General features: G+C 59.1%; 23 protein-coding genes, 1 tRNA gene and 1 pseudogene. 12 read left to right on the top strand and 13 right to left on the bottom strand.

What is annotated here, in order from left to right; all coding sequences use genetic code 11:
* Nucleotides 1–52: 52 nt before the first annotated feature.
* Nucleotides 53–1,438 (bottom strand): sensor histidine kinase RegB, encoded by a 1,386-nt coding sequence (gene regB, locus SJY21_RS10560; RefSeq protein WP_377513216.1) that lies wholly within the window; start codon nucleotides 1,436–1,438, stop codon nucleotides 53–55.
* A 90-nt stretch (nucleotides 1,439–1,528) separates the two neighbouring features.
* Between regB and SJY21_RS10565 the strand changes: the two are divergent.
* Nucleotides 1,529–2,148, top strand: a pseudogene (locus SJY21_RS10565) (SCO family protein).
* A 55-nt stretch (nucleotides 2,149–2,203) separates the two neighbouring features.
* Nucleotides 2,204–2,758: an ActR/PrrA/RegA family redox response regulator transcription factor gene (locus SJY21_RS10570; protein WP_377513218.1), complete on the top strand. Its 555-nt coding sequence runs from the start codon at nucleotides 2,204–2,206 to the stop codon at nucleotides 2,756–2,758.
* Between the two features lie 72 nt (nucleotides 2,759–2,830).
* Here SJY21_RS10570 and SJY21_RS10575 read toward each other — a convergent pair whose 3' ends face one another.
* Nucleotides 2,831–3,706: a LysR family transcriptional regulator gene (locus tag SJY21_RS10575; RefSeq protein WP_377510074.1), complete on the bottom strand. Its 876-nt coding sequence runs from the start codon at nucleotides 3,704–3,706 to the stop codon at nucleotides 2,831–2,833.
* A gap of 98 nt (nucleotides 3,707–3,804) precedes the next feature.
* On the opposite strand from SJY21_RS10575, the gene SJY21_RS10580 reads away from it, so the two are divergent.
* Entirely contained in the window at nucleotides 3,805–3,969 is a 165-nt protein-coding gene (locus SJY21_RS10580; RefSeq protein WP_377510077.1) for a hypothetical protein, read from the top strand.
* A gap of 47 nt (nucleotides 3,970–4,016) precedes the next feature.
* Here the strand turns inward: SJY21_RS10580 and SJY21_RS10585 are convergent, their stop codons facing one another.
* Both SJY21_RS10585 and SJY21_RS10590 read right to left on the bottom strand, forming a co-directional pair.
* Nucleotides 4,017–4,607 (bottom strand): HD domain-containing protein, encoded by a 591-nt coding sequence (locus SJY21_RS10585; protein WP_377510080.1) that lies wholly within the window; start codon nucleotides 4,605–4,607, stop codon nucleotides 4,017–4,019.
* Nucleotides 4,608–4,647: 40 nt separating this feature from the next.
* Nucleotides 4,648–5,238 carry a class I SAM-dependent methyltransferase gene (locus tag SJY21_RS10590; RefSeq protein ID WP_377510082.1) on the bottom strand — a complete coding sequence of 197 codons (591 nt, stop codon included), beginning with the start codon at nucleotides 5,236–5,238 and terminating at the stop codon, nucleotides 4,648–4,650.
* A 152-nt stretch (nucleotides 5,239–5,390) separates the two neighbouring features.
* Here SJY21_RS10590 and ahcY point away from each other — a divergent pair, with 152 nt between their 5' ends.
* From ahcY to SJY21_RS10605, 3 genes are all read left to right on the top strand, one after another.
* Nucleotides 5,391–6,779, top strand: coding sequence for an adenosylhomocysteinase (gene ahcY / locus SJY21_RS10595; RefSeq protein WP_377510085.1), 1,389 nt, complete (start codon nucleotides 5,391–5,393; stop codon nucleotides 6,777–6,779).
* A 9-nt stretch (nucleotides 6,780–6,788) separates the two neighbouring features.
* Complete coding sequence (locus SJY21_RS10600; protein ID WP_377510088.1) at nucleotides 6,789–7,547, top strand: extensin family protein; 759 nt, start codon at nucleotides 6,789–6,791, stop codon at nucleotides 7,545–7,547.
* 115 nt (nucleotides 7,548–7,662) lie between these two features.
* The gene (locus SJY21_RS10605) at nucleotides 7,663–8,004 is read left to right on the top strand and encodes a DUF2853 family protein (protein WP_377510091.1); all 342 of its coding nucleotides are present in this window, start codon (nucleotides 7,663–7,665) and stop codon (nucleotides 8,002–8,004) included.
* Between the two features lie 220 nt (nucleotides 8,005–8,224).
* On the opposite strand, the gene SJY21_RS10610 is transcribed toward SJY21_RS10605, so the two are convergent.
* The 5 genes from SJY21_RS10610 to tsaD are packed head-to-tail and all read right to left on the bottom strand — an operon-like array spanning nucleotide 8,225 to nucleotide 11,422.
* The gene (locus SJY21_RS10610; protein WP_377510094.1) at nucleotides 8,225–8,617 is read right to left on the bottom strand and encodes a DUF1761 domain-containing protein; all 393 of its coding nucleotides are present in this window, start codon (nucleotides 8,615–8,617) and stop codon (nucleotides 8,225–8,227) included.
* Between the two features lie 55 nt (nucleotides 8,618–8,672).
* Nucleotides 8,673–9,092, bottom strand: coding sequence for an EVE domain-containing protein (locus tag SJY21_RS10615; RefSeq protein WP_377510097.1), 420 nt, complete (start codon nucleotides 9,090–9,092; stop codon nucleotides 8,673–8,675).
* Nucleotides 9,092–9,364, bottom strand: coding sequence for a YciI family protein (locus SJY21_RS10620; RefSeq protein ID WP_377510100.1), 273 nt, complete (start codon nucleotides 9,362–9,364; stop codon nucleotides 9,092–9,094). Before SJY21_RS10620 ends, SJY21_RS10615 begins: the two co-directional genes overlap by 1 nt.
* Before the next feature lies 1 nt (nucleotide 9,365).
* Entirely contained in the window at nucleotides 9,366–10,331 is a 966-nt protein-coding gene (locus SJY21_RS10625; RefSeq protein WP_377510103.1) for an NAD(P)H-dependent glycerol-3-phosphate dehydrogenase, read from the bottom strand.
* Nucleotides 10,328–11,422, bottom strand: a complete 1,095-nt coding sequence (tsaD, locus tag SJY21_RS10630) for a tRNA (adenosine(37)-N6)-threonylcarbamoyltransferase complex transferase subunit TsaD (RefSeq protein WP_377510106.1) — start codon at nucleotides 11,420–11,422, stop codon at nucleotides 10,328–10,330. Before tsaD ends, SJY21_RS10625 begins: the two co-directional genes overlap by 4 nt.
* Nucleotides 11,423–11,498: 76 nt before the next feature.
* On the opposite strand from tsaD, the gene SJY21_RS10635 reads away from it, so the two are divergent.
* From SJY21_RS10635 to SJY21_RS10650, 4 genes are all read left to right on the top strand, one after another.
* Complete coding sequence (locus SJY21_RS10635; protein ID WP_377510109.1) at nucleotides 11,499–12,203, top strand: uroporphyrinogen-III synthase; 705 nt, start codon at nucleotides 11,499–11,501, stop codon at nucleotides 12,201–12,203.
* A gap of 71 nt (nucleotides 12,204–12,274) precedes the next feature.
* Complete coding sequence (locus tag SJY21_RS10640; RefSeq protein WP_377510111.1) at nucleotides 12,275–13,483, top strand: COG4223 family protein; 1,209 nt, start codon at nucleotides 12,275–12,277, stop codon at nucleotides 13,481–13,483.
* A gap of 10 nt (nucleotides 13,484–13,493) precedes the next feature.
* On the top strand, nucleotides 13,494–14,948 hold the full coding sequence (locus SJY21_RS10645) for a heme biosynthesis protein HemY (protein WP_377510114.1): 1,455 nt from the start codon (nucleotides 13,494–13,496) through the stop codon (nucleotides 14,946–14,948).
* Between the two features lie 44 nt (nucleotides 14,949–14,992).
* A tRNA-Thr gene (locus SJY21_RS10650) sits at nucleotides 14,993–15,068 on the top strand.
* Nucleotides 15,069–15,081: 13 nt separating this feature from the next.
* Here the strand turns inward: SJY21_RS10650 and SJY21_RS10655 are convergent.
* From SJY21_RS10655 to SJY21_RS10670, 4 genes are read right to left on the bottom strand one after another with little or no spacing between them, the layout of a single operon-like run.
* Complete coding sequence (locus SJY21_RS10655) at nucleotides 15,082–15,726, bottom strand: ATP-binding cassette domain-containing protein (protein WP_377510117.1); 645 nt, start codon at nucleotides 15,724–15,726, stop codon at nucleotides 15,082–15,084.
* The gene (locus SJY21_RS10660; RefSeq protein ID WP_377510120.1) at nucleotides 15,719–17,404 is read right to left on the bottom strand and encodes an ABC transporter permease; all 1,686 of its coding nucleotides are present in this window, start codon (nucleotides 17,402–17,404) and stop codon (nucleotides 15,719–15,721) included. Before SJY21_RS10660 ends, SJY21_RS10655 begins: the two co-directional genes overlap by 8 nt.
* Before the next feature lie 17 nt (nucleotides 17,405–17,421).
* On the bottom strand, nucleotides 17,422–18,621 hold the full coding sequence (locus SJY21_RS10665) for an ABC transporter substrate-binding protein (protein ID WP_377510123.1): 1,200 nt from the start codon (nucleotides 18,619–18,621) through the stop codon (nucleotides 17,422–17,424).
* A gap of 11 nt (nucleotides 18,622–18,632) precedes the next feature.
* Nucleotides 18,633–19,241 carry a CDP-alcohol phosphatidyltransferase family protein gene (locus tag SJY21_RS10670; protein WP_377510126.1) on the bottom strand — a complete coding sequence of 203 codons (609 nt, stop codon included), beginning with the start codon at nucleotides 19,239–19,241 and terminating at the stop codon, nucleotides 18,633–18,635.
* A 180-nt stretch (nucleotides 19,242–19,421) separates the two neighbouring features.
* Between SJY21_RS10670 and msrB the strand changes: the two genes are divergently transcribed.
* A complete protein-coding gene (msrB, locus tag SJY21_RS10675; RefSeq protein ID WP_377510129.1) occupies nucleotides 19,422–19,871 on the top strand; it encodes a peptide-methionine (R)-S-oxide reductase MsrB in 450 nt (149 codons plus the stop codon).
* Complete coding sequence (gene msrA, locus SJY21_RS10680) at nucleotides 19,868–20,374, top strand: peptide-methionine (S)-S-oxide reductase MsrA (protein WP_377510132.1); 507 nt, start codon at nucleotides 19,868–19,870, stop codon at nucleotides 20,372–20,374. The genes msrB and msrA overlap by 4 nt, the downstream gene beginning before the upstream one ends.
* The last annotated feature ends 3 nt before the right edge of the window (nucleotides 20,375–20,377 follow it).

Below are 20,377 nucleotides of genomic sequence, written 5' to 3' on the forward strand. Positions count from 1 at the left end.
TTGCTACCGCGCCAAGGTGAAAGAGATTGGTTAATTCCGTGTTAAGCGGTTGCTAGCCGGTGATCGGCTCGTTTTCGCCAAGCCCCGCACCGGTTCCCGCCAGTTGCGCATCAAGCATCGCGCGCGGCCATTCAACAGCGACAATCGCGCCGCCGGACTTGCCCGACAGGCTTCGGCCGCCACCATTGGTAAAGCGTAAGATTGCGCCGGAACGTTCCAGCAGCGTCTTTGCAATGAACAGCCCCAGCCCCATGCCATCGTAACCCGGCCGCGATGTGCGCAGGTCATCGCGGCGTTTTGCCCGGACAAACGGATCGCCGATCCGACCGATCACAGACGATGGAAAGCCTTCGCCATCGTCGGAAATGCGCACCACGATACTGCTTTGTGACCAGGACATTTCAACACGCACGGTCGATTGCGCGAAATCCACCGCGTTCTGCACAAGGTTGCGCAGCCCGTGTATGATTTCGGGACGGCGGTAAATCTGCGGTTGCGCCGGGTCGCCATTGCCCATCGGCACACAGGCAAACCGCACGTCCTTGCCCCGATTTACATGCGGTTCTGCGGCTTCCTGCACGACAGTTTCCAGTGGTGCCTGACGCAGATGAAGGTCGTCCTTACCGGCGCGCCCCATCGAGCGCATGATATCGCGGCACCGGTCTGCCTGTTCACGGATCAGCGTCACGTCTTCCAGCAGTTCGGGTTGGTTTGAAAGCTCGTCCATCAATTCGCCGCTCACCAGCTTGATGGTGGCAAGGGGCGTGCCCAATTCATGCGCAGCCGCCGCAACGACGCCACCCAGGTCGGTCAGCTTCTGTTCCCGTGCGAGGGCCATCTGCGTGGCAACCAACGCTTCGCGCATCGAATTCGTCTCGGTCGTGATCTGGCGCGTGTAAAGCCCCATGAACAACACACCAATCATCAAGGCGGCCCAAGATCCGAACAGGAACAGGTCGGGCAAGGCAAGTGGCGTTCCGTCCGGCGCGAGAATTTCAACATGAAACCGAACAAGCAGCGTTGTGACCAACATCGTCAACCCGCCCATCAGCGCGGAAAAACGAAATGGCAGAACGGTTGCGCCAATCGTGACTGGTGCCAGCAAAAGCAAGGCAAATGGGTTGTTCAACCCGCCTGTCAGATACAACAACAGCCCAAGCTGCAGAATATCAAAGACAAGCATCAGCGTGGCCTCGCGCGCCGATAGCCGCCTGTTTTCCGCAAAAACAAACATCGCGAAAAAGTTGGCTACCACGGATGCGCCAATCGTCATGGCGGCCAATCCCACTTCGAGCACAAGGCCGAACAACTGCGTTGCCACGAACAGGGCGCCAATCTGACCGGCAACGGCAAACCATCGCAAGATCACAAGCGTGCGAAGTCGCACCCAATTGCCTCGACGTTGCGCGGCAAACATATCAATGTCGGTCTGTGCCAGTGGATTGCCCCTAGATGCGTCAAGCTGGACCATTGTTATTTGGCTTGTTGCAGTCGATCAATGCGCGAAACCAAAGATGGAGTCGACCAGATGAGCAAGACTATTGCCATTTCCGCCAGTGTTGCCGTGGCTGCCCTTGTGGGTGGTGCTGTGGCGATGACGACGATTTTCGCGCCCGACGATCCGTTCGCTGCCTGTCGCGCCAGTCAGGTTGCGGGGGTGATATTGGCGGGCCGTTCACGCTGATTGACGAGAACGGCAAGACAGTCACGGATCAGGATGTCATTACCGGACCGACGCTGGTTTACTTTGGCTATACGTTTTGCCCGGATGTCTGCCCGCTGGATAACATGCGCAACGCGCTTGCAATTCACGAGCTGGATGCACGCGGGGTCGCGGTTACGCCGGTTTTCATTTCCATTGATCCGGCCCGCGACACACCCGAAGTGCTGAAAGACTTTACCGACAACTTCCACGAACGGATGATCGGGCTTAGCGGGACCGAAGAACAGGTCGCTGCGGCATCGCGTGAATACAAGACCTACTATGCGAAACAGGACAGCGACGATCCCGCATTTTACCTGATGGATCATTCGACCATGTCCTATCTTGTGTTCCCCGAACACGGTTTCGTCGAGTTTTATCGCCGCGATGTCACACCCGAGGACATGGCCAACAGCCTCCAGTGTTTCGTCGAGGCCGCCGCTTAGAATTGACCCTGCCTACCTGGCGGGCTACCTCTAGGGGGAACTGGCAGGAGTGACGATTTTGGAGACGGAACAGGACGCGATCGGCCCCGATAAGACATTGCTGCTTGTGGACGACGACGAACCGTTCCTGCGCCGCCTTGCCAAAGCCATGGAAAAGCGCGGGTTTTCAGTTGAAACCGCCGATTGTGTCGCGGCAGGCAAGGCCATCGCAACCGCCCGTCCACCTGCATATGCCGTTGTTGACTTGCGCCTGCAGGATGGGAACGGCCTTGACGTGGTCGAGGTGCTGCGCGAACGCCGCCCCGATAGCCGGATCGTCGTTCTGACAGGGTATGGCGCAATTGCCACTGCCGTGGCCGCCGTGAAGATCGGTGCGACGGATTATCTGTCCAAACCGGCCGATGCGGCGGATGTGATGAATGCCCTGTTGGCAACGGGGGATGACCTTCCGCCGCCGCCCGAAAACCCGATGAGTGCGGATCGTGTGCGGTGGGAACATATCCAGAGGGTCTATGAATTGTGCGATCGCAACGTCAGCGAAACCGCGCGCCGATTGAACATGCACCGCCGGACGTTGCAGCGGATTCTGGCGAAACGCAGCCCGCGCTAGCGCCCGAAAACGGCGCATGGAAAGCATATGGAAACAGTATGGAAACCGTATGGGTCGCGTATGGCGATCTGCCTAGGGCGCGGCTTCGGACATTAGCCACTTCACGAACAGGTCGCGCGCGGGGGACACCACCGCGCTGCGGGTCAGGACGTGATAGGCGGATGCGCTGTTTTCCTCGGCGCAAAGCGTGACAAACACACCCGAAGCGATATGCGGCGCGGCGATTGGCGCGGGCAGCACCGTCACCCCAAGCCCGGCGCGCGCCGCCTCTCGCGATAACTGACCGGTTGGGAACACGGTGACCCTTTCGTTGGCCAGATCAATGCCGTTCTCGGCAATCCAGAACCTTTCTTCGGATCGCGCACCGTCCATTAACCAATGGGCACCTTTCAGATCGGCAAGGCAGGTGATCTCGCGGCCCTTGAGGTAGCTGGGGGCGGCCACGGCTACATGTCCGGCGGGCATGAGTTTAAGCGATTCGACACCGGGCCAGCCTCCTTTGCCATAGCGGATCGCCACGTCGATATTGTCGGCGCGCATGTCGACCAGGCCCATACCGGGGATCAGCTCAACCTCGACTTCGGGATGCCTGTCCCAGAAGGCACCGATGCGCGGCATCAACCAGTTGGCCGCAAAGGACGGAGTCACGGCGACACGCAGGGGCCGCACCTTGGCGCGATCCAGCAGGTCACGCGCGGCGGATCCGATTTGGGCAAAGGCCTCGCCCAGGTTTTGCGCCAGCACCTGCCCGTCAGGCGTTAACGCCATGCCACGCCCGCTGCGCTGCATCAACGGCAGGCCAAAATGGGTTTCCAGCGTGCGCAGGTTCTGCGCGATTGCGGCATGCGTGACGTTCAATTCACGCGCTGCCGCCGATAGCGTGCCATGCCGCGCCGCCGCCTCGAAGGCACGCAGCGCATTCAGGGAAGGAACGTCACGCCAGTCCATATGAAAGCCAACCTAACATATCTGCAATTTCGCTGACTCGGCGTTCGGGTGCAAGTCCCTTATTCATAGACACATCAACAACGCCACAGGAGGCCGATATGTTTACAGTTCTTGCAGATGCCATGTTCACGGCGACACGGATCAATCGCGGTGCACACTTGCCCGACAATCGCGACGAATGGGCAGACCGTTTTGTCCCCAAAAAACGGCTTGCGAACCAGCCCGACCGGTATCGCCACAACCCCTACCGCGACCTTTGGTAGGTGCGGGCATATGGCCGCCACGTTGTGTGGTGGCCATAGCCAAAGTGCTACATCTGGCTTAACAGCTCGGCATGCCGTGCTGTATAATCGTTGCGCGCCTCAACGGGCGGGCGCAGACGGATTTTGCAGCTTTCCGCATGTTTAGGGTCTGGTTTGCCGAAAAACTTGTCGGCCTCGGCCCTGGTGAATCCGGCGATCTGGGTTGCTTCAAGCCAAGCACTGATCTTGTCGGCCTTCTTGATCTGCTTTTTCACAGCCACGGGCACCTGCGCGGGCAGACCATAGCGGATGTGGATCGCTGCCATCAGCCGATCATCCAGCGCACCGTATCCGGGGCCGACGGCGGCTTTGACGGGGCTGATCATATCGCCGATCACATATTCCGGCGCGTCATGAAGAAGGGCGGCAAGCCGCCACTTTGTCGGCGCGTTTGGGTTCATCTGGCCATAGATATCCTCGACCAAAAGCGAGTGTTCTGCGACCGAGTAGGCGTAATCGCCAATCGTCTGCCCGTTCCAGCGCGCCACAAACGCAAGGCCATGGGCAATGTCCTCGACCTCGATATCAAAGGGGGTCGGGTCCAGCAGATCAAGCCGGCGACCCGATAACATTCGTTGCCATGCGCGTGGTTGTTTCATGCGCTTTGGATAGCAGATACGCGGTGATCTGCAATCGGTGTCAGGCGGCCGCGGCCATGTCGACAGGGGGACGCCGCTGAATGATCATCTGCTTTTCAACGCATTCAATGATCGACATGCAATCCGCATGCGCGCCCAGAAACTCAGAAGTCGCGCGGATCACGCCATCTTTCCACCAGCCACCGATATAATAGTCATCAACAGCGATGACGGCGGTTTCCTTCGTCTTGGCAAACGCGATCTCAAGATCGGCTTTCACGCCCTCATAGCTGTGATCACCGTCGATGTAGACAAAATCAAGCGAGCCATCGGGAATGGCGTCGGCCACATCCACCGATTTGCCACGCAGGATTTCGACCTGACCCTTTTCAACACGCTTTTTGAAACGGCGGGTGACGCGCTCGAACACGTCCTCCATGTCGTTGTCGCTGTCTTTGTGATACCAAGTGTTTTCATACAGCGGGTCTTCGAAATTGATCCATGGATCAATCAGATACAGCTTTTCCGGCCGCCGTTCATTGATGATTTCGGTGCTGAAACGCCCACGAAATACGCCGATCTCGGCGCCACGGCCCTTGAATGGAAACGAACCCAATACACCCTTGCGGGTACGACGAAGTACCTTTGTCATAGTCACTGCCCCTTTTGGTCTGCCGGTTTTCCAGCTTGTTAAGGCTAAACGTAAAAATGAAATGAGGCATTAATTGGGCAAGCAGCCTTGATTGCCTAAACAACAGCGCGATGTTATGGCCCACGCGACACATCATTGCAGGAGCAGCCAAGATGGCGAACGACTATATTGTTAAGGACATTGCGCTCGCCGCATTTGGCCGCAAGGAACTTGATATTGCCGAAACCGAAATGCCGGGCCTGATGGCCTGCCGCGACGAATTTGGCAAAAGCCAGCCCTTGAAAGGCGCGCGCATTGTCGGCTCGCTGCACATGACGATCCAGACGGCTGTTTTGATCGAAACGCTGGTGGCGCTGGGCGCTGATGTGCGTTGGGCCTCGTGTAACATTTTCTCGACCCAGGATCACGCGGCGGCGGCAATTGCCGAATCCGGCGTGCCTGTTTTCGCAATCAAGGGCCAGAGCCTCGAGGAGCATTGGGACTATCTTGATAAATCCTTCATGTTCCCCGAAGGCGCGAACATGATTTTGGACGATGGTGGCGATGCGACCCTCTATGTTCTGCTGGGTGCGCGCATGGAAGCTGGCGAAGATGTGCTGGCCGTGCCGACATCCGAAGAAGAAGCGGTGATCAAAGAGCAGATCAAAAAGCGTATGGCCGCGACCCCCGGTTGGTTCACCAAGACAAAGGCCGACATTCAGGGCGTGTCCGAGGAAACGACAACCGGTGTTCACCGCCTTTATGACCTGCACAAGAACGGCCAACTGCCGTTCCCTGCGATCAACGTGAACGATAGCGTCACCAAGTCGAAATTCGACAACAAATATGGCTGCAAGGAATCGCTGGTTGATGGTATCCGCCGCGCCACCGACACGATGATGGCCGGCAAGGTTGCCGTGGTTATGGGCTACGGCGATGTTGGCAAGGGTTCGGCTGCGTCGCTGCGCGGTGCGGGTGCCCGCGTGAAAGTCACCGAAGTTGATCCGATCTGCGCGCTGCAAGCCGCGATGGACGGGTTCGAGGTTGTCGTGCTGGAAGATGTTGTTGGCGATGCCGACATTTTCATCACCACGACAGGCAACAAGGACGTGATCCGCATCGAGCACATGCGCGAGATGAAGGACATGGCGATCGTTGGTAACATTGGCCACTTTGATAACGAGATTCAGGTTGCCGCGCTGAAGAACCACAAATGGACCAACATCAAAGAACAGGTCGACATGATCGAGATGCCTAATGGCAATCGCCTGATCCTGTTGTCCGAGGGCCGTTTGCTGAACCTTGGAAACGCCACCGGCCACCCGTCGTTCGTGATGTCGGCGTCCTTTACCAACCAAGTGCTGGCGCAGATCGAACTGTGGACCAAGGGCGACGAATACCAGCCCGGCGTTTACATCCTGCCCAAGCATCTGGACGAAAAAGTCGCGCGGCTGCATCTGGACCGGATCGGCGTGAAGCTGTCGAAACTGGATCCTGAACAAGCGGCCTACATCGGCGTGTCACCCGATGGCCCGTTCAAGCCCGAGCATTACCGCTACTAAGTTGGCCTGATGCCTAACGATAAAGAACCAGAGCGCCGCCCCAACACCCTTGGGGCGGTTTTGCGTTCGGTAAGGCGCGCGCTGGCCGTTGTAGTTACCTTGCTGATGGTAGGTGGCATCGCGGTCGCGTTCCTGCATCCGCGCTCGCCTTTGCCTGATGCTTGGAATCCGCTTGCGCCATTGGCGATCACCGATGCGAATACACCGCTGACCGCATGGAAATTACGGCGAACGACCGCTGATCCCGCATTGTGCCTTGCGGCGCTGGGTGGCGGGGCGGTTTTGATGGCACCGCTGACAACTGCTGATCAACGGTGTGGGATCGAAACGCGCGTCGCGCTTTCTAGCGTTGGTGCGGCTCGGCTTGAACCTGTCGAAACAAGCTGCGCCATCGCGCTGCGCACTGCCATGTGGGAGCATCACGGGCTTCAGCCTGCGGCCCGCGATATCCTTGGTAGCGATATTACCCGTATTCGCCATATCGGCAGCTACAACTGCCGCGCGATGCGCACAGGGCGCGGCGAAACCAATCGCATGAGCACCCACGCAACGGCCGAGGCGATAGACATCGCAGGCTTTGATCTGGCGGATGGCACGACCGTGCGTTTGCTGCGTGATTGGCAAGGCGACACGCCCAAGGCGCAATTCCTGCGCGCCGCCCGCGACAGCGCCTGCGATTGGTTCCGTCTGACCCTTTCACCCGATTACAACACGCTTCACGCAGACCATTTCCACTTGCAATCACGCGGTTGGGGTGGATGCCGGTGATGCGCCGATCCGCGTTTTCCCCCTGATTTCCCTTTACCGCGCGCCCTTTGTCGCCTTACCATTCGCCTAGCGCCGCACATTCGCGGCCAAACGCTTCATTGGTGGGAGATTTCAAATGGGCAAGAGAGACGACCTTATCGCGCAGTATGCCGACGATCTGAAAAACAAATGCGGTATGACCCCTGACATGGCTTTGCTGACCAAAGTCACAATCGGCTGCGGTCCCGCGATCTATAACGCGGACGCATCCACAGTTGCAGGTAGCCAGCCAAGCGAGCTTGAGACCGTCAAGGACAACTTCCTGATCAAGAAGCTGGGCCTTGCCGATGGTCCGCAGTTGATGGAAGCGATCAATTCGGTTCTGCAAACCTATGGCCAGTCCGAGCGCAACAAGTATCGCGCCGTGGTCTATTACATGCTGACCAAACACTTCGGCAAAGAATCCGTTTACGGCTAAGCCGATCGTGACCTGCGTGAACGCCTGCCCGATCGGGTAGGCGTTTCGCATTTTAGACAAGTCCTACAGGCTATTCCTTTGCGCCGACTCACTGCTTGGGTCTATCAAAGCTTCAAGGCCAGGATGGCCCGGACCAATAATTCAGATACGTGTGTGGTGGCTTTGGGAGCACGCGGGTGAAGAAAGGGTCTGGGCGGGGTGCCTGGACCCTTTCGTTTTTCTAGAACAGCATCAGAACCGCGCCCATGATCGCGCAGCCGAACGTGGCATAGCCCGCGTCGATCACCGTCAGTTTGAACGGACGCATCCCATAGGCGTTGTTGATCATGATCCACGGGCTGATAAAGAACAGCCCGATCCCAAGGCCGGACACCAATCCTTTGCCAAGCGTTGTGATTTCGGCCAAGGCAAAGGTGTGCCGCATCATTCCCGCAACAAGCAGCATTGCGATGAACGAGAGCACAAAGGGCAAGGGCGAGCCACCTTCTGGCCGTCCGTCATTCCCGACTTTGATACCGCTGGCTTCCACCCACGGTTTGGACAGCGTCATATACCAGACTGCGCCAAAGGCGAATCCGGCAATCGCTGCGACGATCACTGCTAGAAATCCCATCGTTCCCTCCTGTTTTTGTTGGTAAGGGAACTATGGCGTCGAGTTTCCACACAATCTACGCTTTCGTGTCGCCCAATGCACAAATGGTCAGCCATTCATCCGGCTTGACGGGCTGCACGGACAGGCGCGAGTTTTTCACCAGAACCATGCTGGCCAGCCGTTCATCCGCCTTGATCTGATCCAGCGTGACGGATTGGGTGAAGCCGCGCACAGCCCTGATATCGACGCACTCCCACCGGTCGTCGTCGGTGGTGCTGTCGGGATGGGCAGTGGCGCGAACCTCGACAATGCCGACGACCGCTTTCTCAGTCTGCGAATGATAGAAAAAGCCAAGGTCGCCTATTTCCATCGCGCGCATGAAATTGCGGGCCTGATAGTTGCGCACGCCATCCCATTCTTCGCCAGCGTCACCTTTGGCAACTTGCTGGTCCCAGCTCCATGTGGAGGGTTCGGACTTGAACAACCAATAGGCCATTAGCCGATCACCTTGTTCCAGTGCTCAAGGCGGACCTTTTCAAACAATCCTGCCTTGGCATAGGGGTCATTGTCGGCCCAAGCCTGCGCCGCGTTCCGATCATCCACGTCCATGACGATCAAGGAACCTGACATCACACCATCCTCGTCGACAAACGGGCCAGCCATTTCGATAACACCCGTGCTGGCGATATAGGCAAGGTGGGCATCGCGGTTGGCTTTGCGAACGTCGATGTGGCCCGGTTTGTCTTTGGTGATCAGTGCGAAACGCATGTTATTCTTCCTTGAGAGGGCGCGACAGAAGCAATTGCATCGCTTGTTGCGCGGTGATTTCCTGATCAACCAACCGCGTGACGACAGCGCAGATCGGAAGATCAATTTTCAGCTTTTCGGCCAATTTAGACACTGCTTTTGCCGTTGCAGCGCCTTCCACTGTCACCGTGGAATCGAAATCGGTTCCGGCTCCAATGGCGAAACCATAACGATAGTTGCGCGACTGGTCCGATGTGCAGGTCAGCGCCAGATCTCCGAAACCGGACAGTCCGGCCAGGGTATCGGGATCGCCATCAAACGCTGCCGCCAGCCGTTTCATTTCCGCAAAACCACGGGTCATCAGGGCAGCGCGCGCGCTTTCGCCAAATCCGGCCCCCATACAGGCGCCGCAAGCAATCGCCATTACGTTCTTCAATGCGCCGCCCAATTGCGCGCCCGCCACATCTGTCGTCCTGTAAAGCCGCAAGGTGGGCGTGGACAACACCGCTTGCAGCATTTCGCCGGCGGCTTCATGGGCGCAGGCAAGCGTCAACGCGGTGGGCAGGCCGCGCGCGATGTCGGCTGCAAAACTGGGGCCGGTCAGCATGGCAGGGGTCGAATTTGGCACAATCCGTGCGATCAGGTCAGTCGGGCCATGACCCGTTTCGATGTCGATCCCCTTGCAACAGCTAACGAGAGCCTTGCCTTGCAAGGCATCACGATGCTCCTCAAGAAAACCACGCAGTGTTTGCGCAGGAATAGCGAGCAGAACGACATCACAGGCAAAAACATCTTGCAGACGTGCGGTGACATCCAGACTGTCGGGAAACGTGACGCCCGCCAGCCGTCGCGTGTTTTCGCGGCTGGCTGTCATTTGCGCCACGGCATCCGCGTCACGCGCCCAAAGCGCCACGCGATCCCCATTCGTGGACAGGGCAATCGCAAGGGCCGTGCCGAATGCGCCTGCGCCGATGACTGCGATACTCATGCCTTTGCCCCCTTCTTGCCTGATCCTATCAGCGCCGGACTTGTCTTGTCCAAGGGCCATCGCGGGCGCGCCGATAGGGCCAGATCGTCATGGTCCCCACATGCGAAGCGTGTTAGCCCCGCATAGGCGATCATCGCCGCATTATCGGTGCAAAGGGCAAGCGGTGGCGCAACAAAAACAGTGTCTAACTTGGCGCAAACAGCTTGTAATGCTTCCCTGATTGCCGCGTTTGCCGCAACCCCGCCGGCAACGGCCAAAACAGGTTTTGCGGGGTTCAACGCAAGATAAATCTCAAGTGCGCGGCGCGACTTTTCAGCAAGAACATCCGCAACCGCCTGTTGGAAGCTGGCACAAAGATCACTGCGTGCATGCACAGGCAGGCCGCCGTGTTCGACCATGATTGCATCACGGGTGCGCAGCAAGGCGGTCTTGAGGCCCGAGAACGACATATCGCAGCCCGCGCGATCCAAGAGCGGACGGGGAAGTTTGTATGTGTCGGGATTGCCAGCGCGCGCGGCCTGTTCAACGGATGGCCCCCCCGGTTGCGGCAGCGCCAAAAGGCGCGCGGCCTTGTCAAATGCTTCGCCCGGCGCGTCGTCAATCGTTCCACCAAGGCGGCGATAGGAATCGGGCCCCGCGACAAGCAGGAATTGGCAGTGCCCGCCCGAAACCAGCAGCATCAGGTATGGAAAGGCGACACCATCCGTCAGGCGCGGCGTCAGGGCGTGCCCCGCAAGGTGGTTTACGCCGATCAGCGGCTTGCCAGTCGCAACACTTAACCCCTTTGCGCACATCACGCCGGACAAGACACCGCCAATCAGGCCAGGGCCAGCCGTCACAGAAATCGCATCGACATCGGCAAGCGAAAGACCCGCCTGTTGCAAGGCATCTTCGACACAGTGATCAATCTTTTCCGCATGTGCGCGCGCCGCAATTTCAGGCACTACGCCACCGTAACTTGCATGAAGGGGGGCCTGCCCATAGACAACCGACGACAGGATCGACGCATCATCGGGCATGCCACGCACGATTGCCGCCGCCGTATCATCACAGCTGCTTTCGATTCCTAGAATTGTCAGATCGGTGGTCATAACGTGTTCCGGTTGCGCCTTTGATAGAGGCAGGTAACACTTGCCGGTGCCGCAAACAATGGATCGGGGGCCGCGCGTGAAGGCATCAATACTCATAACCCGACCACAGGCCGCGGCGGACCGGCTTGCGATCCGGTTGGCCGAGCGGGTTGGACCGGCATGCGAAATCGTGTGTTCACCCGTGATCGAAATTATGGCCGTTCCGGCGATCGTTGGCAAAACCGCTTATCGTGGCGTCATCTTTACATCGGTGCATGGTGTCCTCCACGCCCCTGACGTGACAGCGACAAAAACGTGTTGGTGTGTCGGCGAAATGACGGCGCGTGCCGCGGGTGAAGCCGGATATGCTGTAAAACATCATGCCATGGATGCGGAAACGCTTTTGGCTGACCTTGCAGAGATGCACATCGAAGGTCCGTTGCTGCATTTACGGGGGACATATGCGCGGATTGATCTTGCCCGACGACTGACAGATGCAGGCATCCCTTGCGACGACCTTGTGGTTTACAAGCAAGACGCACGCAGCCTTTCCACGCAGGCGCGTGCGACGCTTGAGGGTGAAACACCCGTGATACTTCCCCTGTATTCACCGCGTAGCGCTGCGTTAGTTGCAGATCAGGGACCGTTTGCCGCGCCGATCACGGTGGTTGCAATCAGTGATGCTGCTGCACACGCGGCGGCAGGGCTTGTGCCCGAAAATGTGGTTGTGGCAAGCCGGCCTGACGGGGTGGCGATGATCGCTGCGATCGTCGCGGCGGCTGGGACGGTTTGCCCCAAGTAACGCCGCTTGAGGGTCCCTATCTGGCAAGATAGGGTTGAGCGTGCGAATGCGGAATCGGAAGGGGTGTCAACGTGGCCAAAAAAACGACCCGGCAAAGCAAAGCCGCCGCCAAAAAAGCGGACATTGTTGAAGACGCCGAAGTGATTGCCAATGCGGAACCCGAAGCGCCAGAACCGGAACCAGCGGCCGCACCCGTGCCGGAAGACGCCGTTTCGCCCGATGAGCAAGCAGATGACATCACACCAGATACGACCCCGGATACGACCCCTGACGCGCCGCCCGCACCCGCGCAAAAGCCGCGCAATGCGTTCGTTCCACTTGTGTTCGGTGGCGTGATTGCGGCTGCGCTGGGCTATGGTGCCGCAACGTATTTCAACATGTCGACCGAACCCGAAATGCCCGACTTTGGTGCAATGATTGCAGACCAGGCAGCGCAGATTGATGCGCTAGAGGCCGCGCTTGCTGCTATGCCTCCTGCTGTTGACATCGCGCCGCTGGAAACTGCCTTGGCGGATACGCAAGCCGCCCTCGCGCGTGATTCCGTGGCAATCAACGATGCGCTTGCCGCGCTTGATGCGCGACTGGCCGAGGTTGAAAAGCGCCCAAGCGCCGATGGCACCCTGTCGGACACGGCGCTTGCTGCTTACGAGCGCGAGCTTGAGGCATTGCGCGCCGAAATGGCCGCGCAACAAGAATCCGTACGTCAGATGGCCGAAGACGCAGCCGCCCAGCTTGCCGCCGCCCAAGACGAAACGGCAGCGATCGAACAAGACGCTGTCGCCACGGCGCGGGCCGCGACTGCGCGTGCCGCCTTGGGGCGTATCCAGATCGCGCTGGACACAGGCACCGAATTTGATGGGGCGCTGGCAGATTTGCAGGCATCGACGGATGCGGACATTCCCGCAGCTGTGCAGGCCGCGGCAGGCGGGGTCGCGACCATGACGCAGTTACAAGACGCATTCCCCGATGCCGCGCGTGCGGCAATGGCTGCCGCCCGTGACGAAGGTGTTGCGGGTGAAACCGGCGGGTTCATGGCGTTTGTGCGTGACCAGCTTGATGTGCGTTCTGTTGTGCCGCGCGAAGGTGATGCGCCTGATGCAATCCTGTCGCGTGCGGAAGACGCACTGCGCACGGGTCGCCTGACCGATGCCCTGGCCGAGATCGAAACACTTCCCGAAGTGAGCCGTGCCGCGCTGACCGATTGGGTCGGGCAGGCCCAGGCGCGCGCGGATGCCATTGCCGGGGTCGCGGCCCTGTCCCAAACCCTGAACCAGAATTGAGGTTGCCGAGATGCTTTGGTCCCTGATTAAGATTATCGCGTTCATCGCCATCGTGACCGGCCTTACATTCGGCGGGGTTCACTTGCTGAACATGTCCGGTGGCGCCGATGTTACGATTGCGGGCTACAATGCAAACCTGTCGCCGCTTGAACTGGCCATCGGGCTGGTCCTTTTGGTGCTAGCGGTTTGGTTGCTGTTGAAACTGATGGGTCTTTTGCTGGCGACGTTCAAGTTTCTGAACGGCGACGAAACCGCGATTTCGCGCTATTTTAGTCGCAACCGCGAGCGCAAGGGCTTTACTGCATTGTCCGAAGGGATGATGGCACTTGCGTCCGGTGAAGGTCAGTTGGCGCTGGCCAAGGCCGCCAAGGCCGAAAAATACCTTGAGCGCCCCGAACTGACCACGTTGCTGACCGCGCAGGCGGCCGAACTGGCCGGTGACCGGCGCAAGGCCGAAGAAACCTATAAACGGTTGCTACAGGACGACCGCACGCGTTTCGTTGGTGTGCGCGGGATCATGAAGCAAAAGCTGGCTGACGGGGATACGGCAACCGCCCTGAAACTGGCCGAGAAAGCATTTGCCATCAAACCCAAGCATGTCGAAACGCAGGACGTGTTGTTGCAACTTCAAGCGTCCAACGAGGATTGGAAAGGCGCACGTCAGACCCTGACGGCCAAGCTGAAGAACGGATCGCTTCCGCGTGATGTGCACAAGCGCCGCGATGCCGTTCTTGCGCTGTCGGAGGCGCGCGAAGTGCTTGCCGAGGGCAATTCGATCAATGCCCGCGAAGCCGCGATCGAAGCCAACCGCCTGTCCCCTGATCTGATTCCCGCTGCCGTCATGGCGGCGCGCGGCTATATCGAACAGGACAACGCACGTTACGCCACCCGCGTCATCAAAAAGGCATGGGAAGTGCATCCGCATCCTGATCTTGCCGCCGTGTTCGCCGAAATCGTGCCAGACGAGGACCCGGCCGCGCGTATCAAGCGGTTCCGCGCCTTGACGCGGATCAACCCTGATGATCCCGAAACGATCATGCTCAATTGCGAGCTTCAGATTTCGGCCGAGAATTTCCCCGAAGCGCGCCGAGCATTGCGCGATCTGGTTGAAACCGCGCCAACGGCCCGAAACCTGACCCTTATGGCGGCGATTGAACGGGGTGAAGGAAGCGATGACCAAGTGGTGCGCGGCTGGTTGACCAAAGCACTGACCGCATCGCGCGGGCCGCAGTGGGTTTGCGACAAGTGTCACAACATCCATGCCGCCTGGGGCCCGGTTTGCAGCAATTGCGGGTCGTTTGATACGTTGTCGTGGAAAACACCCGCCTCGGGAGAGGTGGCGATGCCTGCGGGTGTTGAAATGCTCCCTCTCATCGTTGGCCAGATTGCCGATCAATCGGATGAAACAGAGGATGAAACCCTTGACGCCGAGGTGATTGACGCGGCGCACGAGGACGAAAAATAGGTCTTTTCCAAGATCGGTCTGGGTGCTATCAGCCGCTCCGGTAGGCCGGTGTAGCTCATCAGGTAGAGCACATCATTCGTAATGATGGGGTAGTAGGTTCGAGTCCTATCACCGGCACCAGTTTACAGGTATTTCAGTTCTTATGCGGCGCAATTGTGAACACAGTGCCGCCAGCTGCCTTCGCATCCTCAAGGTCGTGCGTGACCATAACAACTGGCAAATCACGCGCCCGCGCACGTTCGAACACAAGGTCGCGGACCTGTGTGCGCAGCGCGGAATCAAGACGGGAAAATGCCTCGTCCAGCAATAGGGCACAAGGGTCGGCCAAAAGCATCCGCATCAGGGCGACACGGGCCTTTTGCCCTCCGGACAGGGTCGCCGGATCGCGATCCGCATAGCCCTCAAGGTTGACCTCGCGCAGCGCCTGCGCGATCTGCGCCGCGCGGTGCCGCTTGCTGCCGCCGCTGCGCAGCCCGAACGCCAGATTTGCACCAACACTCAGGTGGGGAAACAGCAGATCGTCCTGAAACAGGATACCGACGCGCCGTTGATGGGTCGGGAGGTCTGTGATGTTCATCCCGTCCAGCCAAACCTCTCCGGTTGCATGAAATTCCGGGGCAAGATTGCCGGTAATCATTGCCAGTAACGTCGATTTGCCAGCACCGGACGGCCCCATCACGCTTAGGACCTCGCCCGATGCGATCGTGGCGTTGATTTCCACCAAGGGCGTGCTGCCTTTGGAAATGACCACGTCGCGCAATTCCAGACCTTTAAGCATGAAGCCCCCTTCGATTGCGCCAGACCAGTGCAGGAATCACGAGCGCAAGCGCGAACGGCACAAGCGCGGCCGCCGTTTGCGCCAAACCGTAAACAGCGATGGCACGCCGGTCACCCCCTGATGCCAGCGCCACGGCCTCGGTTGTCAGGGTGGCGACGCGTCCGCCGCCGATCAAAAGTGTCGGCAAATACTGCCCGACCGAAACTGACAGCCCCACGGCAACAGCCACAAGAACTGGCCGCGTTAGCATCGGCAGGCGCACCTGCCAGAACGTGCGGTCCGCAGAAGCCCCAAGTGCGGCGGCAGTGACACCATAGCGCCCGTCCCATGCACGGTAGGGATCCCCAAGCGACAGGAATACGTAAGGCAGCACAAACACTAGATGCGCCGCGATCACGGGGCCGCGCCCCACATCTGCACCAATCCCCAACAGCAAAGTTTGCAATCCCGGCAAGAAGGCAGTTTGCGGCACTAACAATGGCATATAGAGCAACCAAAGCCCGCGCGAGGTGATCTTGCGCCCGCTACGGTGTTCGGCTTCAAGGCAGCCCAGAACAAGCGCCAGCGCCAAGCCGGTTGCGGCAATCGCAACGACAAAAGTTTCCCCGAACGCACCGCCGGCGTCCGGTCCGTGCCGCATCCACGTGCGCAGGCTGAAACTGTCGGGCAGGGCGTTCGGAAAGCTCCAGAAACCTGCGAAAGACCAGACCAACAAGCCGCCCAACCCGGCAAAGATCAGCGCCGCTGTCAGCGCACCGGCCCCCAGCCCGACCGGGCGTATTGCGCCGTCCAGTCGCCCGCGCCCGCCCCGTATGACCCATGCCGAACCAATCCGCGCAACGATCATCTCGCCCAGCCGCCACGCGCAAAGCGCTGTGATAACCAACGCCAGCTGCAACAGTGCCCCCGCTGCCGCCAAAAGCCGCATCCCGATGTCCGGATCGCCCATCCACTTCACGATCAGAACCGAAAGCGGCGGCGGCGTTGTCGGCCCCAGGATCACAGCGACATCAACCACTGACATCGAGTAGGCCAGCACGACATAGACGGGCAATCTGATTTGCACATAAATGCGTGGAAACACGGATTTCATCCAACCGGTCAGCCGCCCGTATCCCAAGGATTGGGCGACCATAACGCTGCGGCGCTGTTCCACCTGCCCCAAGGCTGCGATCGTCATAAGCAACAGGAATGGCACCTCTTTGATGATCAGCCCTGCGGTCATCGCCAACCCGTAAGGGTCGTTCAGGATCAACAGATCAGGGGGACGGCTCCAGCCGGTTACGGCCGGTGAGACCAGCCGCGCGATCCAGCCTGACGGCGCGATCAGAAACGCCAGACCAAAAGCTGCGGCGGCATGCGGCACCGCAAGCAACGGAGACAAGAGTCGTTCCAGTACCCGAAACGCCCGCGTGCCGGACCAGCCACCTGTGATCAAGACGACGATGGCCACCGAAATACCGGTGGCCAGTAGCCCCGTTGTCACTGACAATCGCACCGCAGCGCCGATCCCCGGTGTGGCCGCAAGCATGCGAAATGCATCAAGTGACGGGCCGCTGAATCCCGCAACCGACAGATGGCCGAATGCCGGAAGCACAGTCCCCCAAAGCCCTGCCACAACAGGGCCAAGCATTGCCAACAGCGTTACAATCGGGACAAGGGCGATCAGGCGCGGCATGGTGGGCGCCTGCGTTCCTATTGTGCCGTGCCGTAGCGCGCTGTCCAGTCATCGGTGATCCGCGTCATCCAGCTGGGATGCGGTTCGGCAACGACGGGGCCCAACTCTGCCGGTGACAGCGTTGCGATCCCAAGGTCGAGCGCGTCGAACAACGCGCGGTCTGCATCTGTCAGCGCGTCCATGTCCAGCACCGTGCCATAGCCCAGAATGTTGGGGTCTTGCGCGCGGGCCTGTGCCTCGGGCGACATCAGGAAGTTGGCGACAACCATCGCCCCCGCGGCTGATCCCGAATTGTAGGGGATTGCGACAAAACTGGCGTTGCCGATTGTGCCTTTGTCCAACACGAATGTGCGCACGGTATCGGGCAGTTGTTGGTTGGCGATCGCGGTTGTCGCCTCGCCGGGGCTAAAGGAAATCGCCAGATCGACCTCGCCGTCGGCAATCAGTTGTAACTGCGCTGGGCCGGTCGCCGGATAGGCGCGCCCTTGCCGCCAAAGGGTCGGCGTCAGCGCATCAAGGTAATCCCAAAGCGGGGCTGTGACCGCGTTATAATTTTCGTCCGTTGCAGGCGCATAAAGCGGGGTTTGATCATCAATCAGATCAACCAGCGCCTGTTTCAGAAAGGTCGCACCAAGGAAATCCGGCGGCTGCGGATAGGTAAAGCGCCCCGGGTTGGCGGTGGACCATTCAAGGATCGCCGCCATGTTGGCCAGCGGTTCGGCCAGGTCGGCGGTGTCGTGAATGAAAACGACCTGCGCCATGGCCCAGGGCGCCTCGTATCCTTCGGCAGGAACTGTAAAATCGGTCTGCACCGTTTTGCCAGAGGTATCGACCACCGCCCAGTTTGGCAGTTGTTCGGCGAAGGGGCCAAACAGCAAGTCCGCCTCCTTCATTGCGGCGAAATTTGCGCCGTTGATCCAGATCATGTCAATCGCGCCGTCATCATCGACGCCCGCCTGTTTTTCGCTAAGGACGCGGGTCACGGCATCGGCGGTATCAGTCAGCTTGACGTGTTCCAGTGTCACGCCATAGTCCTCGGCCACGCGCGCGCCGACCCAAGCGATGAAATCGTTGGTTGTGGTCGACCCACCCCAAGCGTTCCAATAAACGGTCTGGCCCGCGGCCTCGGTCATCACGGCATCCCAGTCGGCAGGGTCGGGATTGGCCTGCGCGGGCAGGGGCGCCATAAGCGCGGCGATCAGGGCGAGGTGTTTCATGAGTGAACCTTTCAGGGAGTGAATAGCTGCCGCGCGGCATGGATACGCAAGCCCGCCGTGACAAAACACAGCGCACCAAAGACCCATGCCATCAGGGCAAAGTAAGCAGGAAACAGACACAACAGCACAAAAAAGATGATCGTCTCGGACCCCTCGAGTATGCCATTGGAATAGTAGAGCGATTTCTGGCCCTGCGCGGTGGTTTGCATCTGCGCCTTTTCGGCCAGAATTGCATATCCCAGAAAGCTGGTGCCGTTGAAATAGATGCTGGTGAGCAGGAAAGCCCCGGCCACACCATTCGCGCCACTGTCGTGCAACACGAATGCCAGTGGAATCATCCCGTAGAACAGAAAATCAGCGGCAATATCGAGATACCCGCCAAAGTCGGTCTTTTGGGTCGCGCGTGCAACTGCCCCGTCAAGCCCGTCCGCAATGCGCGACGCCAGCAGGAACACCAACGCAGCGGTAAAGGCGCCGAATACGATCAGCAGTGCCGCAACCAGCCCCAGCCCCAGCCCGACCATCGTCACCACATCAGCCGAGACGCCACGCGCCCCAAGGCTGCGCCCAAGCGCATTCAGCGGCGGATCAATGATTTTGCGCGCGGCAGCGTCAAGCATTTTGCCTCCCTTGTTGTAAACCTTTTGGCTGATGGAAGGTTGTCGCGCAATCGGGCTGACGCGAATGTGAGGCAGCGTAAGATGTTGCACCTGATCACCCTGATTTGAGAGCCTTGCAACATCACTGGCAATTGCGCGCAAATACCCCATATCCTGCATCTGAACAAAGAAAGGGACGCCATGACCACATATCGCAAAGACCCTGACGTGATCGCCACCCTCACACCTGAACAGTATCGCGTAACCCAGCAAAGCGGCACTGAACGTGCAGGCACCGGCCCTTATCTGGATAACAAAGAACCGGGGATTTACGTTGATATCGTCTCTGGCGAGCCACTGTTTGCGTCCTCGGATAAGTACGAAAGCGGATGCGGCTGGCCCAGCTTTACCAAGCCGATCATAGATGACCACATCAACGAACTGCGCGACATGACTCATGGAATGATCCGCACTGAAGTGCGCAGCGCCCACGGCGACAGCCACCTTGGCCACGTCTTTCCTGACGGTCCCAAGGATCGGGGCGGCCTGCGCTATTGCATCAACGGTGCCAGCCTGCGTTTCATTCATCGCGACGATATGGAGGCCGAAGGCTATGGTAAATTCATCGACCAAGTGGAGGACGTTGCATGAGCGAACGCGCAGTTCTGGCAGGCGGATGTTTCTGGGGTATGCAGGATCTGATCCGCAAGATGCCCGGCGTGATTTCGACCCGCGTTGGGTATACGGGCGGCGATGTGCCCAACGCCACCTATCGCAATCACGGCACCCATGCCGAAGGGATCGAGGTCATCTTTGACCCTGACGTGATGACGTATCGGCGCTTGCTTGAATTCTTCTTTCAAATTCACGACCCGACTACGCCGAACCGTCAAGGCAATGATCGCGGTATGTCCTATCGCTCGGCCATATATTACGTCAATGATGCCCAGCGCGCGGTGGCGCTGGACACTATCGCTGATGTGGAGGCCAGTAGGTTATGGCCCGGCAAGGTCGTGACCGAAGTGGAACCTGCTAGCGAATTCTGGGAGGCAGAGCCGGAGCATCAGGATTATCTTGAGCGGTTGCCCAACGGCTATACTTGCCACTTTGTGCGACCCGATTGGGTTTTGCCGCGTCGTGACGCAGCAAAATAGAGC

It is taken from the genome of Octadecabacter sp. R77987, assembly GCF_042466115.1.
GTDB lineage: Bacteria > Pseudomonadota > Alphaproteobacteria > Rhodobacterales > Rhodobacteraceae > SW4.